15 protein-coding genes are annotated in these 15,732 nt (G+C 74.7%); 9 read left to right on the plus strand and 6 right to left on the minus strand.

The features are described from left to right. Positions 1–43 precede the first annotated feature (43 nt). Together OG386_RS04510 and OG386_RS04515 are read left to right on the plus strand one after the other, a co-directional pair. On the plus strand, positions 44–697 hold the full coding sequence (locus OG386_RS04510) for a class I SAM-dependent DNA methyltransferase (protein WP_328786849.1): 654 nt from the start codon (positions 44–46) through the stop codon (positions 695–697). A 148-nt stretch (positions 698–845) separates the two neighbouring features. After that, the gene (locus OG386_RS04515) at positions 846–1,322 is read left to right on the plus strand and encodes a GNAT family N-acetyltransferase (protein WP_328786850.1); all 477 of its coding nucleotides are present in this window, start codon (positions 846–848) and stop codon (positions 1,320–1,322) included. A 27-nt stretch (positions 1,323–1,349) separates the two neighbouring features. Here the strand turns inward: OG386_RS04515 and OG386_RS04520 are convergent, their stop codons facing one another. Next, positions 1,350–2,546, minus strand: coding sequence for a cytochrome P450 family protein (locus tag OG386_RS04520; RefSeq protein ID WP_328786851.1), 1,197 nt, complete (start codon positions 2,544–2,546; stop codon positions 1,350–1,352). Positions 2,547–2,756: 210 nt separating this feature from the next. Here OG386_RS04520 and OG386_RS04525 point away from each other — a divergent pair, with 210 nt between their 5' ends. Then, positions 2,757–4,283: an FAD-binding oxidoreductase gene (locus OG386_RS04525; protein ID WP_328786852.1), complete on the plus strand. Its 1,527-nt coding sequence runs from the start codon at positions 2,757–2,759 to the stop codon at positions 4,281–4,283. Between the two features lie 12 nt (positions 4,284–4,295). Next, positions 4,296–5,528 (plus strand): trypsin-like serine peptidase, encoded by a 1,233-nt coding sequence (locus tag OG386_RS04530; protein ID WP_328786853.1) that lies wholly within the window; start codon positions 4,296–4,298, stop codon positions 5,526–5,528. On the opposite strand, the gene OG386_RS04535 is transcribed toward OG386_RS04530, so the two are convergent. The 3 genes from OG386_RS04535 to OG386_RS04545 form a co-directional block, all read right to left on the minus strand. Next, on the minus strand, positions 5,479–5,874 hold the full coding sequence (locus OG386_RS04535) for a hypothetical protein (protein ID WP_328786854.1): 396 nt from the start codon (positions 5,872–5,874) through the stop codon (positions 5,479–5,481). The genes OG386_RS04530 and OG386_RS04535 overlap by 50 nt on opposite strands. A 61-nt stretch (positions 5,875–5,935) precedes the next feature. Beyond that, on the minus strand, positions 5,936–6,490 hold the full coding sequence (locus OG386_RS04540) for an HXXEE domain-containing protein (protein ID WP_328786855.1): 555 nt from the start codon (positions 6,488–6,490) through the stop codon (positions 5,936–5,938). Beyond that, entirely contained in the window at positions 6,487–7,434 is a 948-nt protein-coding gene (locus tag OG386_RS04545; protein WP_328786856.1) for an AEC family transporter, read from the minus strand. Before OG386_RS04545 ends, OG386_RS04540 begins: the two co-directional genes overlap by 4 nt. Before the next feature lie 81 nt (positions 7,435–7,515). On the opposite strand from OG386_RS04545, the gene OG386_RS04550 reads away from it, so the two are divergent. Continuing rightward, a complete protein-coding gene (locus tag OG386_RS04550; RefSeq protein ID WP_328786857.1) occupies positions 7,516–8,874 on the plus strand; it encodes a sensor histidine kinase in 1,359 nt (452 codons plus the stop codon). Next, on the plus strand, positions 8,871–9,551 hold the full coding sequence (locus OG386_RS04555; protein ID WP_328786858.1) for a response regulator transcription factor: 681 nt from the start codon (positions 8,871–8,873) through the stop codon (positions 9,549–9,551). The genes OG386_RS04550 and OG386_RS04555 overlap by 4 nt, the downstream gene beginning before the upstream one ends. Positions 9,552–9,582: 31 nt before the next feature. On the opposite strand, the gene OG386_RS04560 is transcribed toward OG386_RS04555, so the two are convergent. Next, positions 9,583–10,749 carry a calcium-binding protein gene (locus OG386_RS04560; RefSeq protein ID WP_328786859.1) on the minus strand — a complete coding sequence of 389 codons (1,167 nt, stop codon included), beginning with the start codon at positions 10,747–10,749 and terminating at the stop codon, positions 9,583–9,585. A gap of 286 nt (positions 10,750–11,035) precedes the next feature. Between OG386_RS04560 and OG386_RS04565 the strand changes: the two genes are divergently transcribed. Together OG386_RS04565 and OG386_RS04570 are read left to right on the plus strand one after the other, a co-directional pair. Next, positions 11,036–12,109: an alpha/beta hydrolase gene (locus OG386_RS04565; RefSeq protein WP_328786860.1), complete on the plus strand. Its 1,074-nt coding sequence runs from the start codon at positions 11,036–11,038 to the stop codon at positions 12,107–12,109. Next, positions 12,106–13,335, plus strand: coding sequence for an acyltransferase family protein (locus tag OG386_RS04570; protein WP_328786861.1), 1,230 nt, complete (start codon positions 12,106–12,108; stop codon positions 13,333–13,335). Before OG386_RS04565 ends, OG386_RS04570 begins: the two co-directional genes overlap by 4 nt. An 83-nt stretch (positions 13,336–13,418) precedes the next feature. Here OG386_RS04570 and OG386_RS04575 read toward each other — a convergent pair whose 3' ends face one another. Next, positions 13,419–13,841 carry a DUF350 domain-containing protein gene (locus OG386_RS04575; protein ID WP_030717969.1) on the minus strand — a complete coding sequence of 141 codons (423 nt, stop codon included), beginning with the start codon at positions 13,839–13,841 and terminating at the stop codon, positions 13,419–13,421. Between the two features lie 95 nt (positions 13,842–13,936). Between OG386_RS04575 and OG386_RS04580 the strand changes: the two genes are divergently transcribed. Further along, a complete protein-coding gene (locus OG386_RS04580; protein WP_328786862.1) occupies positions 13,937–15,715 on the plus strand; it encodes a GNAT family N-acetyltransferase in 1,779 nt (592 codons plus the stop codon). The last annotated feature ends 17 nt before the right edge of the window (positions 15,716–15,732 follow it).

A 15,732-nucleotide genomic window follows, 5' to 3' on the forward strand; every position in this document is an offset into this window, starting at 1 on the left:
CGGTTTCCCCCCGGAGGGGCTCTGGAGGCTACTGTTCAGGGGCATGACAGAGACCTCGTACCTCAGCTCCGTACGGGCGTCCTACGACGCCGTCGCCGTCGACTACGCGCGGCTGCTCAGCACCGAACTGGCCGGAAAGCCGCTGGACCGGGCCATGTTGGCGGCCTTCGCCGAGTACGTGCGCGACGACGCGGGCGGCGGGGGCCGGGCGGTGGCCGACCTGGGCTGCGGCCCGGGCCGGGTGACCGCGCATCTGGCCGGTCTGGGTCTTCGGGCCTTCGGCGTCGACCTGTCCCCGGCGATGGTGGCGGTGGCTCGCCGGACGTATCCGGGGCTGCGCTTCGAGGTGGCGTCGATGGCTGCCCTGGACGTGGCCGACGGGGTCCTCGGCGGGGTGCTGGCCTGGTACTCCACCGTGCACACCCCGCCCTCCCAGCTACCCAAGCTGTTCGCGGAGTTCGCCCGGGTGCTGGCACCGGGCGGCCATTTCCTGATCGCCTTCAAGGCGGGCGACGAGCTGATCCGTCTGGAGCACGCGTACGGGCATCCTGTCGACCTCGACGTGTACCGGACTCCGCCCGAGCTGATCGCCGACCTGTTGGGCGGGGCCGGGCTGACCGAGGTGGCCCGGCTGGTCCGCGAGGCGGGGCCCGGCGAGGCGTCCCCCCAGGGCTTCCTGCTGGCGCGCAAGGGGTAGGCCGGCGAGGACCCGTCACGGGGACCGCTCCGCCGGGGCTGTTGACTACTGCGGTGGACATCGACGACGCGGTGGCAGCGGGAGCGGAGAGGGAGTCGGGGCGGAGGCGGGAGGCTTCGCCCTGCGGCGTTTCCGGGACGGCGACTCGGTGGACGAGCTGACCGCCCTGCTCCACCGGGCCCACGCGGGCCACGCTGCCGCCGGGCGGGTCTTCTTTGCGTCGTACCAGTCGCCCCGTGACACCCGCCACCGGCTGAGCAAGGGCGAGTGCTGGGTCGCGACGTGGGACGGGGCGTTGATCGGTACCGTCACCGCGTCCGCCCCGCACCCCACGCCCAGCGGCTACCCCGGGCCCGGAGGGGCCGGATCGTTCTGGCAACGGGCGGTGGACCCCGCCCGGCGGGGCAGCGGGCCGGGCCGTCGGCTGCTGGCACTGGCGGAGTACCGGATCGCCGCCCTCGACTCCGAGCACGTCGTCATCGACACCTCGGCACACGCCGCCGAACTCCTCGGCTGGTACCGCCGCCGCGGCTGCGCGCCGATCGGCGCGTGGCGGTGGGACGTGACCAACTACGACAGCGTCGTCCTCGCGAAGGACCTGACACGGCCCGCCGCCACGCCTTAGACCGTCCCTTTCGGGCGGGCCCGGCGCTCACCAGCGCAGCGGCAGCCGTGTCACGCCCCGCATCAAGATGCCCGGGAGCCAGTCGGGCGGGCCCGCCTCCGGGTCCTCGGCGAGGTCCGGGAAGCGCTCCAGCAGGGCCCGGACCGCGATGCGTCCCTCCATCCGGGCGAGCGGGGCACCCAGGCAGAAGTGGATGCCGTGCCCGAAGGCGAGGTGTCCCGGGCCGGTGCGGCGGATGTCGAAGACGTCCGGCCCGGGCTCCGCGAAGCGCGCGGGATCGCGGTCCGCCGCGGCGAGCGCGACCAGGACGGAGGAGCCGGCCGTGATGGTGACGCCGCCCAGCTCCAGGTCCGCGGCGGCGAAGCGGTACGTGGCGTGCTGGACCGGGCCGTCGTAACGGAGCATCTCCTCCACCGCCCCGTCGATCAGCCCGTCCGGGTCGGCCCGCAGCGCGGCCAGCTGGCCGGGGTGCTCGAGCAGGGCCCGTACGCCGTTGCCGATCAGGTTGACGGTGGTCTCGTGGCCCGCGACCAGCAGCAGGAAGGCCATCCCGATCAGCTCGTCCGGGGAGAGCCGGCCGCCGTCCTCGTCGCGGGTGCGGATCAGCGCGCTGAGCAGGTCCTCGCCGGGGTCCTCGGCCTTGGCCGCGACGAGTTCGAGGAGGTACGCGGTCATCTCCTCCACGGCCCGCGGGTCCGCGCCGACGCCGTCCAGCGGGGCGACGATCTCGCCCGACCAGTAGCGGAAGCGCTGCCGGTCCAGTCCGGGGACGCCGAGCAGTTCGCAGATGACGGTCATCGGCAGCGGTACGGCGAAGGAGGCGATCAGGTCGGCCCTGCGGTCGGGCCGGGCCGCCATCGCATCGAGCAGTTCGTCGGTGATCTGCTGGACGCGCGGCCTCAGGGACTCCACGCGGCGGGCGGTGAACTCCCGGGCCACCAGGCGGCGCAGCCGGGTGTGCCGGGGCGGATCCGTGTCCAGCATGCTGGTGGCGACGGCCTGGACGGGCAGGGTGCTCGCGAACAGCTCGGAGCCGAGCCAGTCCTTCGACAGGCCCGGATGGGTGAGGGCCTGCCGGGCCTCCTCGTGGCCGACGACCAGCCAGGTGCGTTCGCCGCCCAGCACCAGTCGGTGGACGGGGCCGGCGGTGCGCAGCGCGTCGTAGAAGGGGTACGGGTCGGCGTTGAACGCGTCGGCGTGCGTGCTGAGATCCACGAGGGCCATGGGGGCAGCGTACGGCGGCCGTTCGCCGGACGCGGAAGGGATTCACGCGTTGCGGGTCGCGGGTCACGGGTCACGGGTCACGGGTCGCGGGTCGCGGTACGGCGATAGGACAAGCCGAACCGTTTCGGCTGTGCGCCGTTCAGGGGGCACCCCGGTGCGTGTGGGACCCGCCTGCACGGCTATCGGCCCGGGCGGTGGCAGGAAGGACATATGAGCCTCAATCGCCGCCAGGTCCTGGGCAGCGCGGCCGCGGCCGTCCTCGCCTCCGTCGGGGCGGCGGCCCGGACCCCGGACTACGGGGCGCTGGCGCGCGGGATCGACGGGCGCGTGGTGCTCCCCGGAGACCGCGACTACCCGGAGGCCCGCCGGCTGTTCCAGCCCCGGTACGACACCGTCGCCCCGGCTGCGGTGGCGTATCCCGCGCACGCCGGGGACGTGGCCGTCTGCCTGGACTTCGCCCGCCGCTCGGCCGTGCCCGTGGTCCCGCGCGGCGGCGGGCACAGCTACGCCGGCTGGTCCACGCGATCCGCCGGGCTGGTGGTCGACACCGGAGCCATGGCCGCGGTGTCGGTCGACGGCGACGGCGAGGGAGGCGGTGTACGCATCGGCGCCGGGGCCCGGCTCGGGGACGTGCACGCTGCCCTCGCCCGGCACGGCCGGTCCGTCCCGACCGGGCTGTGCCCCTCCGTCGGCATCGCCGGACTCGCCCTCGGCGGCGGCCTGGGCCTGGCCTCGCGGGCGTACGGGACCACCTCCGACCGGCTCACCGGGGCCCGGGTGGTCACCCCCGACGGGATCGTCCGCGAGGTTTCCGCCGACCGGGATCCGGAACTCTTCTGGGCGCTGCGCGGCGGTGGCGGCGGCAACTTCGGCGTGGTCACCGAGTTCCGCTTGCGCACGCACCCGGTCGACGCGTGTGCCCACGCCGAACTCCACTGGCCCGGCGGCGACTCCGCAGCCGTGCTGCGCGGCTGGCAGCGCTGGCTGGCCGGGCTGCCGGACCCGTTCTGGAGCCAGGTGGAGTTCACCGTCGAGGTGGACGCCGGGGCCGGGCCGCCGCCGGCGGTACGGGTGGTGTGCCTCGACGGGCGCCAGGAGCTGGAGCGGCAGTTGACCCGACTGTCCGACCTGGTCGGCGGGGCACCGCAGGACAGCTGGATCACCGTGCGCAGCCACGAGGACACCGTCCGGGCCATGTCCGGCTGCCTGGAGCTGAGCCCCGCGCAGTGCCGGCTGCCGGGCACTCTGCCCGGCCGGGACCCGCAAGGACGGCTCGGCCGGGACTCGTACGCCGCTCGGTCCGATTTCTGGGCGGGCGGCGGACTGTCGGACGCGGCGATCGGCGCGGTCCTGGACGCCGTGCGGCGGTACGGGACGAGCGTGCCCCGGGGCGGCCTGGGCGTGGTCCAGTTCGACGGGGTCTGCGGCGGCGCGGTGAACCGCGTCCCGGCCGGCTCCACCGCCTTCGTCCACCGCGACAGCGCCTTCCTCGCCCAGTACCTCGTCTACTGGCCCGGATCCGCAACGCCGGCCGAGGTGGCCCGGCACCAGGGCTGGCTCGACGGGCTCTGGCAGGACCTGCGCCCCTGGGCGAGCGGCCGCGCGTACCAGAACTACACCGATCCGAAGCTCACGGGATGGCGCGAGGCCTACTACGGCCCGAACCTCGCGCGCCTGCAGGAGGTCCGGCGTGTCTACGACCCGGACCGGCTCTTCCGTTTCCCCCAGGCCCTTTAGGGAGTGTCCGGCATGCGACGTACGTTGACGATGGCCGTGGTGGCGGCCGCCCTGCTGGTGTCGGGTGGACCGCTACTGCCCGAGGCCGCGGCCGGGAGCGTCAACGCCCCGGTGGCCGCGGGCCGCTGGTCGGCGCGTGAGGCGCAGTCCTTCTGGACCGCCGAACGGATGGCCTCCGCCGCCCCGTTGCCGCCCGTGCCGCCCGAACGCGCGGATCCCGCGCCGCCCGAGGTGCCCGAACCGCAGGAGCCGGCCGAACCGGTCGAACCCATCGAACCCGTCGAACCAGTCGAACCGGACGAGGCGGTCCCGGTCGCCACATTGACCCCCGTCGGGACGGGGGTCCCGGTACCGGCCGCGACCCCGGCCGCCACACCCCCACCGACGCCCGCGCCCGCCCTGACTCCCGCTCCCGCCCCCACTCCCGCTGCCGTTCCTGCGCCCACCCGCGCGCCATCGGCTCCGGCTCCGCTTCCCGCACCGGCACGCCCGGCCGTTCCGCCGCTGCCGGCCCTCACCGCCGGCATCGGGCAGAACTTCGACGGCATCCCGGTCACCGGCCGGATGTTCCTCGTCAAGGCCGGCGGGACCTACTTCTGCACCGCGAGCGTGGTCTCCTCCCCCGGCCGCAACCTGGTGCTCACCGCGGCGCACTGCCTGCTGGGCTCCGACACCCAGCAGGTGGCCTTCGTACCGCAGTACACGCAGGCGAAGCCGCAGCCGTACGGCATGTTCCCGGTCGTGCGGGACGCGGGCGGGCGCTCCAAGATCTGGATCGACCAGCGCTACCGCTCCCAGGGCGTCGACCGCGCGGCAGCCCTCGACGTGGCCTTCGCCCAGGTGGGTCCGGACGCCCGCGGCTTCCCGGTGGAGGACGTGGTCGGCGGGAACCGGCTGAGGACCGGGGCCGGTTACGCGCACGCGCGGGTCACGTTGATCGGCTACCCGGCCTCCGCCGCCCGGCCGCGCGTGTGCGTCAACCGGACGACGAAGTTCACCAGTGCCGACGCGCGGATCCCGGGATCGTTCCTGCGGATCGACTGCACCGGCTATCCCGGCGGGACCAGCGGCGGTCCGTTCCTGACCGGCTACGACGCGCGCACGGGGACCGGCGACGTGGTCGGGGTCATCGGCGGCTGGAAGACCGGCGGGGACAAGGTCGACACCTCGTACAGCTCGTACTTCGGCACGGACATCAGGAAGTTGTACGAGAAGGCGGTTGCCGGGGCGAAGGCGCAGCGGTGAGCGCCCGTACCCAGCGGGTCCGGCGCGGGTTGCCGACCGTACGCGGGGTCGCCGGGAGCCCGTCGCCGCTCAACGCGTCGGCGGGCGCGAGGCCGAGCCGGCGGCGCAGGTCGGCCAGGGCCGCGTGGACGGGCGCGAGGACCACCTCGGCGCCCGGGTCGACGGACGCGAGGGCGTGCGCGGTGGTCTCGATCGCCTCCGCGGCGTCCTCGGCGGCGGTTCGGCTCCATCCGCCGGGCGCGCCGGTGCCCCGGGGGGCGATGGCGTCGTAGAGGTGGCAGGCGGCATCGGCCACGGCGTCGGCCCGTTCACCGACGCCCGGCGCCGCGATGGTCGGCAGTTCCATGCCGGGTCAACGAGCCGATGCCGCCCGGGGTGCGTACGGGCGGATGCCGAAGGACGGGAAACTACCGCGCGGACGCGGCCCGGTGGATCCGCCGGGCGACGGCGTGCGAGGCCGCGGTGGCCGCGCCCGCAAGGGCCAGGCCCGAAACGATGTCGCGCGCCCGCGTGGGCCGCAGGACCCCGGCCCGGCGCAGTCGGCCGCGCGCCCACAGGGTGAAGGGGACCACGAGCAGCGGTGAGGTGACCACGCCGGGGGTGTAGCCGCGGGTGGCGGCGGCCTGGGCGACGTGGACGAGGCCGTGCAGGCCGAAGCCGTTCAGCGAGGTCTGGTAGAAGGCGGAGCGCCCGCCGGTGCGGTACCCGTCGGCCGAGGCGGCCGCGACGACGAGCCCCATCACGGCGACCGCGGTGGCGAACTCGCGGCCGTTCACCCCTTCCATGCTCCGCCAGACGCGGTCGGGGACACCGGGGTGGCGCTCGCGCAGGGCGGGAACGCGGGTCCTGGACCAGCGCGCCACGGTGGCCACTTCTTCGAGGTCGTGCACGGCCCAGGCGGCGAACAGTCCTAAGGTGACGGCGCTCGGCGATATCGAGGGGCGGGAAGCAGAAGCGTTCATACGGCCACAGTCTGCAGCCACAGGGGCAGCAGCAGAAGCGACACGAGCGAACTCTTGATCACGATCGACGCGGAGAGGTCGACGCCGACGTCGTAGCGCTGGGCGAAGATGAACAGGTTCTGCGGGGTCGGCATCGCCGCGATCAGGACGAGGTACGCGAGCCACTCGCCCCGCACACCGACGAGCAGCCCGCACACCGCCCAGGTCAGCAGCGGGAACGCCAGGCACTTGAAGCCGATGAGGGCGAGTTCCTCGCGCGTGGTGCCCCGCAGGTCGAGGCCGAGGCCGCCCAGGTGGAGGCCGAGGGCGAACAGGGCCACCGGGGAGGCGCTGTCCCCGACGAACGCGGCGCCGTCCAGGACGACGGCCGGCACCCGTACCGAGAGCAGGTTGAGCAGGATCCCGGCATTGCAGGCGAGGACCAACGGGGTGGCGAGCGAGGCGCCGACGGCGCGGGAGAGGCGGCGGCCGGGGCCGCCGGCCGCCGGGCCCGCGCGGCCCAGTTCCATGAGGGCGATGACGACCAGGGACAGTACGCAGACCTGGAACAGCAGGATCGGGAAGATCGGCGCCGCCGTCCCGAACACGGTGATGAAGACGGGGACGGCGAAGTAGGCGGTGTTCACCTGGACTCCCGCCATCACCCGCAGCGCCACGTCGCGGGGCTCGCGCAGGCCGTGGGCGACCGCCGCCACGGCCACCGCCACCACGGCGAGGGCCGCGGCCCCGGCATAGCCGCCGATCGCCCGCCAGTTGAACAGGGCTCCGAGGTCGCTGGCGTAGATGTTGCCGAAGAGGTAGCAGGGGACGGCGAAGAGGAAGGCGTAGTCGGAGAAGACCTTCGAAGCCTCGGCCGGAACGATCTTCCGGCGGGCGAGCAGCACCCCGCCGCCGAACGCCAGCAGCACCGGCACCAGTTTCTCCAACGCGGCCGCGCCACCCATGCCCGTATCCCCCGTGATCGACAGGCCAGCAGCCTAGCCCCCACCGCCTCCGGGCCCTCCGGCGCATAGGCTGGTCCGATCATGAGCGACGAACCCCGCACCCGGCTGCGCAGCCGCACCCGCGAAGGCATCCGTACCTCCTCGGCGGCCGGTGCCCGGGTGCCCGGCGCGCTGGCGCGGCTCGCCGTCGTGCTGCGCACGCCCGCCGGGGCGGCGCAGCCCTTGTTCGCGCACGCGCCCAGGCGGTGGCAGCGGGCGCTGCCGTTCGTCGTCGTCGGCATCTTCGTCGTCACCCTGCTGCCGGTGACGATCACGGTGCTGTCCGACGACTACGGGGTCGGCGGCGGCTGGGCGGGCGCGCTGGGGGTGGCACAGACCGTGCCGCTGCTCCTCGCGCTGACCCGGCCGCTCCACGCCTGGGTCCTCGTCCTCATCGCCGACACCGTCGCCGCGGTCCTGCTGATCGGCGCCGACGAGGTGGCCGGGCATTCCTGGCCGTGGCCGCCGATGACCATCGTCGGCTACCTGGTGCTGATGACCTGCCTGGGACTGCGCGAGTCCGTCCGGACCCTGGTCGGGGTGTGGCTGGTGACCGGCGTCGTCGGTACGGTGCTGGGCTTCTCCCCGCCCGCGGGCGTGACGAACACCGCCGCCCTGCTCTTCGTGCTCAGCGGCGTCGTGCTGGTCCTGACGGGCGCGCTGCGGGGGGTCGGCGACGCGCAGCAGCGGGTCGCCGAGCAGGAGAGCATCAGCGAGGCGGAGCGGGCCCGGCGGACCCTGCTGGAGGAACGGGCCCGCATCGCGCGCGAGTTGCACGATGTGGTGGCCCACCACATGTCGGTGATCACCGTGCAGGCCGATTCGGCGCCGTACCGGGTCCCGGGCATGTCGGAGCCCGTACGGGAGGAGTTCGCGGCGATCGCGGCGAGCGCGCGGGAGTCGCTGGGCGAGATGCGGCGGCTGCTGACCGTGCTGCGCGGCGACGGCGCAAACGGGGCGAACGGCGCCGACGGCGAGCGGGCCCCGCAGCCGGGGATCGACCGGCTCCAGCAGCTGGTGGAGGCGACCGTACGGGCCGGGCAGCCGGTGGAGCTGTCGCTGGCGGCCGGGGCGGTCGGGGCGGCGCCGCCGGCGGTGGACCTGTCGGCGTACCGGATCGTGCAGGAGGCCCTGGCCAATGTGGTGCGGCACGCGCCCGGCGCCCCCACCCGGGTCTCGGTGACGGTGGACGAGGACGAGGTCCTGGTGCTCGTGGTCAACGGTCCGGCGCGGGACGCCGTGGTGGAGCTGGAGGGTTCGGGCACGGGGCACGGCCTGGTGGGGATGCGCGAGCGCGTACGGTTGACCGGCGGGACGCTCGACACGGGCCCGCTGCCCGACGGGGGCTTCCGGGTCGCCGCCCGGCTGCCCTTGAACGATTCGACCGAGGACCCCAGTTGACCATTCGCGTGATCATCGTCGACGACCAGGCCATGGTGCGGGCCGGGTTCGCCGCCCTGCTGTCGGCACAGGCCGACATCGACGTGGTGGGCGAGGCCCCCGACGGACGGCAAGGGGTGCAGGTGTCCCGTTCCACGCACCCCGACGTGGTGCTGATGGACGTGCGGATGCCGGAGATGGACGGGCTCACGGCCGCCCGGGAGATCCTCGATCCCCCGCCCGGGGTGGTGCACCGGCCGAAGGTGCTGATGCTGACCACCTTCGACATCGACGACTACGTGTACGAGGCGCTGCGCGCGGGGGCCTCCGGTTTCCTGCTCAAGGACGCCCCGCCGGCCGATCTGATCTCGGCGGTCCGGGTGGTCGCCTCGGGCGAGGCGCTGCTGGCGCCCTCGGTGACCCGGCGGCTGATCGCGGACTTCGTCCAGCAGCGCCCGGCACCGCGCAAGGACCCGGCGCTGCGGCTGAAGGGACTCACCCCGCGCGAGACCGAGGTGTTGGAGCTGATCGCGCGCGGGCTGTCGAACCAGGAGATCGCGGGGCACCTGGTGCTGGCGGAGCAGACCGTGAAGACGCACATCGGGCGGGTGTTGGCCAAGCTCAACCTGCGGGACCGGGCACAGGCCGTGATCTTCGCGTACGAGGCGGGGCTGGTGCGGCCGGGCGACTCCGGCTGAGTCCGGCGGGCGGGACGTTGCCGACAGGGGCCTAGGGCAGGCCGGCCAGGGTCTCGCAGCCGGTCGCGAAGTCGGCTCCGCCTTCGCCGTCGCAGGCGTCCGGGCCGTCCTGGCCGTCCGGGCCCCCGGAGAGGAAGTCGCCGGCGGGGCCCGCCCTGAGGGTGTCGATGCCTTCGCCGCCGTCGAGGAAGTCGGCGCCTCCCACCGTTCCCGCGCTCGCCGTGCCGGTGAGGTCGACGTTGTCGCCGAAGACGCGGTCGTTCCCGGCGCCGCCGCTGATGGTGTCGTTGCCCGCGGTGGTGCGGCGCGCGTCGGCCGGGCCGCTGTCCCCGACGAGGAACTCGTCGGAGGCGCCGCCGATGATCCGGTCGTTCCCGGCGCCGATCGCGCGGCCGCCCGCCGGGTTGGTGACGGCGTGGTCGCCGATCGCCGAGACCCCGCCGTCGGCGCCCAGGTCCAACAGGTCGTTGCCGCCGCTGCCGATCGCGTTCTGCGCGGCCTCGCTGTCCCCCGTCATGGTCTCGGCCCCGGGCCCTCCGAGCAGTACGTCGCTCCCGGCACCCGTGGCGTTGCCGGCGAACGCGCCGGAGTCTCCGAGCAGGGCGTCGTCGCCGGGGCCGCCGTCGATCCGGTCGACTCCGCCGCCCACCGCGTTCAGTCCTCTGCTGTCCCCCGTCAGCCGGTCGTTGCCGGGGCCGCCGATCAGCTGGTCGTTGCCGCCTCCCTCGGCAGTGCCTGCGGGGGCGTAGCTGTCGCCGGTGAACTGGTCGTCCCCGTCGCCTCCGAGGAGGCGGTCGTTGCCGCCGCCCGTGGCGTTGCCGGTCGGGCTGAAGTTGTCGCCGCGCAGTTGGTCGGAGCCCGCGGAGCCGTCGATCTGGTCGTTGCCCAGTCCGCCGATGAGGACGTCGTCGCCGGCGAGCCCGCAGATCAGGTCGTCGCCGCCCTGGCCGTGGATCGTGTCCGGGCCCGGAGTGCCGACGATCACGTCGTTGCCCGGGGTCCCGTCGGTGGTCGCGCCGGGGGTGGTGACGACGAGGGTGGCGGGTACGCCGAAGCAGGTCACCGCCCGTGCGCTGACGTTCCCGGTCCCGAGGAGGACGAGGGATCCGGCGGCCAGGGCGCAGGCGAAGCCGGCGGCCGCCACCCGGCGGGGGCGATGTCCCGGCTCGGCCTCCCGCTGATGTTCCCGGTGGGGCATCGTCTGCACTCCCTTTGCCGCAATTAGTCGGACTATCGCCATAACTAGTCGCGGCATGGGGCTCGGCGACGCCGACACACTGACGGGCTCGGGCAGACGGCTGACGCGGATCGCACCGGTGGAGCAATGTCGGGCCGGTCAGACGGAGGCGTCGGCGGGCCGGCCGAGGGCGCCGTCTCCTCCACCCCCTACCGGGGTATGACATCCGACTTGGCTCCACGGTCGGACGTGGACGCGGATACCCCCTCCTTACCTTCCCCCTCGTCACGAGGAGAGGAGAAGGGGCATGCGCCGCTTCGGAAGGACGCTGGTCACGGCCGCACTGGCGGTGACCCTCGTCGGGGGGACCGCCGGCTGGGCCTCGGGCGACAGCCAGGAAGCGGTCACCGGCCCGCCACCCGGCACCGCCGCCTGGCGGGCCGACACGGTGTCCGGCCGGGCGCTGCCCGATCCGGCGAGCGCCGCACCGCGCGAGGTGGCCGCCTTCTTCGCCGGGCTGGACGACACCGCGCGGCAGCAGCTGCTGCGGTCGCACCCGCTGGTGGTGGGCAACCTGGAGGGGGCGCCGCTCCCCCTGCGGTACGAGGCCAACCGGATCGCCGTGGCCGCCACGGGCGAGGCGCGGTACGCCTCCCTCGCCGCGCCGGACCGGCAGATCCTGGCCTTCGACCCGCGCGGCCGGGGCCAGGTGGCCGAGGTGTTCGGGGACTTGGAGCACGCGGAGCACGTCTCGGTGATCGTGCCGGGTTCGGACAACGACGCCGCCGCCTACGACGCCCCGCGGGGGCCCTACACCGGCCCGGCCGGGATGGCCCGGGCGCTGCGCGAAGCGACCGGAACCGGGACCGGGACCGGGACCGGGACCGGCGGGGCCACCGCCGTCGTCGCGTGGATCGGTTACACCACCCCGGTCGGCGTCGGCCTGGACGCGGCCGACGGCCGCCTCGCCCGGGCCGGCGCGGCCCGACTGGCCCGTTTCACGGCGGGACTCGACGCGGTCGGCGCGCCCGACCCGGTGCTGTTCTGCCACAGCTACGGCTCGGTGGTGTGCGGGCTCGCGGCCCGGCACACCGACGCCGCCGACCTCGTGGCCTTCGGTTCCCCCGGAGTGCGCGCCGACACCGCGGCCGCCCTCGGCACCGGGGCCCGCGTCTGGGCGGCCCGGGGCCCCTCCGACTGGATCGCCGACGTCCCGAACGTCGAGTTCGCCGGGATCGGCCACGGCGCCGACCCCACCTCCGCGGCCTTCGGCGCCCGCCGGGTGCCGGCGGCCGACGTACAGGGCCACACCGGCTACTTCATGCCCGGCACCCAGTCCCTGGCGGCCTTCGCCGCCATCGCGGAGGGAGCGGTCCGATGAGCGCCTACGCCTCCCTGGCCCCGCTGCGGAAGGCCGCCGCCCGGATCGACGGCCGGACCCCCGCCCACCGCGACCGGGCGATCGACGGGCTGCGCGCCCTGGCGCTGCTGGCCGTACCCACCGGCCACTGGCTCCTCGGCGGCTTCACCCTCGACCCCGACGGCGGCCTGCACAACGCCAGCCCGCTGTCCGCGTTCGGCGGCCTGGCCCCGGCCAGTTGGGTGCTCCAGATGCTCGGCGTCTTCTTCCTCGTCGGCGGGTACGCCTCGGCGCTCTCCTTCGGGCGCCGCACCGGGTCGACGGGCGCCTGGCTGAAGGGCCGCGTCGTCCGGCTGGGGCGGCCGGTGCTCGGAGTGACCGCGGTGTGGGCGCTGGCCGCGCCCGTGCTGTACGCGGCCGGGGTGCCGGAGGCGTCGCTGCGGACCGGGGCGACGCTGGTGGTCCAACCGCTGTGGTTCGTCGGAGTGTACGTGGTGGTCACCGCGCTGACCCCGTACTGCGTGCGGGCGGCGCGGCGCCTCGGCGGCTGGGCGGCCGCCCCGCTGCTCGGCTCGGTCGCCGTGGTGGACTTCCTGCGCTACGGACCGCTCGCCGAGTCCGTACCGTCGTGGCTCGCCCTGCTGAACGTCCTGCCCGGCTGGCTGTTCGCGTACCAACTGGGCGTCTCCTGGGGCGAGCGGCGGATCGGGCGGCGCGGGGCCTGGCTGCTGCTGGCCGGCGGGACGCTGCTGTTCGCCGCGCTGCTGGCGGTCTTCCACTATCCGGCCTCGATGGTGGGCGTGCCGGGTGCGGCGCGCACCAACTCGCACCCGCCGTCGCTGCTGGTGCTGGCCCTGGCCTCGGCGCAGTCGGGCGCGGCGATCCTGCTGCGCGACCGGCTGGCGAAGCTGTTGGCGCGGCCCGCCCTGTGGGCACCGGTGGTCGTGATCAACCTGTCCGCGATGACGATCCTGTGCTGGCACCAGACGGCGATGCTGGCCGCGGCCGTGCCCGGTTCCTTCGTGGGTGAACTGGCCGGGCTCACGACGGCGCCGGACAGCCCGGGCTGGATCGCGGCGCGGCTGGCGTGGATGCCGGTGTTCGCGGCGCTGTTCGTTTCGATCGCCCGCTACGCGCGGCGGTTCGAGGTGCCGCCGCGGGAGGGACGCCGGTCGAGCGCGCTGCGCCGTACCGCGGCCGGGCTGCTGGCGGCGGGGTTCGCGGTGTTCGCGCTGGGCCTCGCCTGAGTGGGTCCCGATGGATCCCGGATACGGCGAGAGCGCCGCTCCCCCCGGGGAGCGGCGCTCTCGTCACGTACGGGCGCTCCGCGTCAGGCGATCGAGGCGGCGACGATCGCGGCCACGGCAAGGTTGCAGGCGGCCGAGACCCAGACCGCCGGGTGGGGCTCCGGGTCGACGACGATGGCGCCCAGCTTGCCGGGGGTCACCAGGTCGAGCACGAGGAAGGCCACCGCCATCAGGATCAGGCCGAGCACGCCGAAGGCCGCGGTGGACAGCAAGCCCTTGCCGAAGTCCGCGTACGTCGTCCAGATCGAGGTGAAGACGATGCCGCCGATGCCGAGGAGCGCGGAGCTGAGGAAGAGGGCCGCATTGCGGTTGCGCTCCTCCCAGATCTGCTTGGGGAGCTTCCCGGGCGTCAGCACGTCCACGAGGACGATGCCGAGGATCAGCAGCACCAGGCCGAGGGCGCCGTAGGCGCTGGTGCGGCCAAGTCCGTTGATGATGTCGCTCATTGAGAAGCCTGTCTCCGCGTGAATGGGAAAGTATGTGCCGTGGAGAGGCCGAATCTATCGCACGGCCTTGGCGCGGACCATGGGGAGGTCAGCAAATGGTAAAGGTCAGGGCCGCGCGGCCCGCCGAGGCGGAGGACCTGACCGGGCTGGTGATGCGGTCCAAGGCGCACTGGGGGTACGACGCCGCCTTCCTGGCCGCGTGCGCGCCGGAACTTCGGATCCGGCCCGACGACGTGACGGCCCGCCGTGTCGTCGTGGCCGAAAACGGGCGGGGGGAGCTGCTCGGGATCGCCTCGTTGGAAGGGACTCCCCCGCGGGCGGCGCTCGGACTGCTCTTCGTGGAGCCGTCCGCCATCGGGCGGGGCGTGGGCCGGCTGCTGTACCGGGACGCGCTGCGGCGGGCCGTGGACCTGGGGGTGCGCCGGCTGGTGATCGACTCCGATCCGCACGCGGCCGGGTTCTACCGGGCGATGGGGGCGGTCGCGGTGGCCGATGCCGCACCGGGCGCGGGATCCGGCGGTCCGGCCCTGGTCCGGTTCGAGGCGGCTCCCGTCCCGCTCGCCGATTGGGCGCGGGCCTGGACCGGTGGCGGGCGGGCCGTGCACCTGGGCAATGTCGGCGAGTTCAACGCACAGTTCGCCGACGCCACCTTGGACCCCGAGCAGCGGCCCGCACACCACTACGCGTGCCTCGCCGCCTTCTACAGTCCCTACCCGGCCGCGCTGGTGCTGCCGCGGCCGGTGCCGCGGGGCTGGACCGAGCTGGTCTGCCGCCAACTGGGCTGGACCGGGGTCGAGGTGTACGACGGCCTGCTGGACGCGGATCCCGGCCTCGCCGATGCCGTACGGGCCCGGCCGGCGCTGGCCGGGCTGCTCACCGGGGCCGGGCTGCCCCTCGTACCGTGGGGGCGCACCCGGCCGTTCGGGCGGCTGGCGGGGCGGCCGTGGCGGCCCGGGGAGCTGCGCTACGAGTCCAAGTCCGCGGCGCACGCCCTCTTCGGGCGGATCCTGGCGGACGGCGGGCATCCGGGGATCGTGCTCCCCCGGCAGTGGCGGGCCGACGGGCGGTGGGCGGCGGCCCGGATGCTGGCGGCCAGGACCAAGGCCGGCGAGAGCACCGTTCTGAAATCGGAGCACGGTGTCGGGGGTTCGGGCACCACGGTGGTCACACCCGAGCGGGTCCGCGCCGCGGGCGGGGCCCGGGCCGTGCTACGGCGGCTGCCGCGCGGGCCGTTGCTGGTGGAGGAGTACGTCGGCGGTCCGGCGTCCGGGGTCGACGGGGGGCCGCGGGACCTGACGTACGACGGCTTCGTCGACGACGCGGGCCGCGCGCACGAGGTGGGCGGGGCGGTGATGGACGTGGCGGACGGCTGCTACCGGGGTGCCACGGTGGGTCCCGGGGTGGTGCCCGCGTGGGCGGAGAAGGCGCTCACGGCCTTCGGTACGGCGGTGGGCCGGGCGCTGGCGGAGTCCGGTTACCGGGGCTGGTTCGACGTGGACTTCGTCGCCGACGGCGCGGGGCGGCTCGCGCCGACCGAGACGAACCTGCGGCTGACCGGGCCGTCCATCGCCTTCATGGTGGCGGCCCGGCTCGACGCGCTGCGGGGCGCGGGACACCTCGTACGGATCGCCGACCGGGTGGAGTTGGGCGCGCGGCTGCCCGAGGCCCTGCTGGACGAGTGGTGCGCAGACCTGGCCCGGGGCTGCGCGGAGCTCGGGGCGGTGTTCGTCCCCGCGATCCCGACCGCGGCCTTCGAACCGGCGCCCTGGCTGGGTGTGCTGGTGGCCGCGCACAGCAGGGAGGTGCTGGACGCGGCCGAGGCGCTGGTACGGGCCGAGGCCCTGGCGGTCGGGGCGATGTTCGGCCCGCCGTAGCCGGGGCGAGCGCGCGC

The organism is Streptomyces sp. NBC_00273 (assembly GCF_036178145.1).
In the GTDB taxonomy this organism is placed as follows: domain Bacteria; phylum Actinomycetota; class Actinomycetes; order Streptomycetales; family Streptomycetaceae; genus Streptomyces.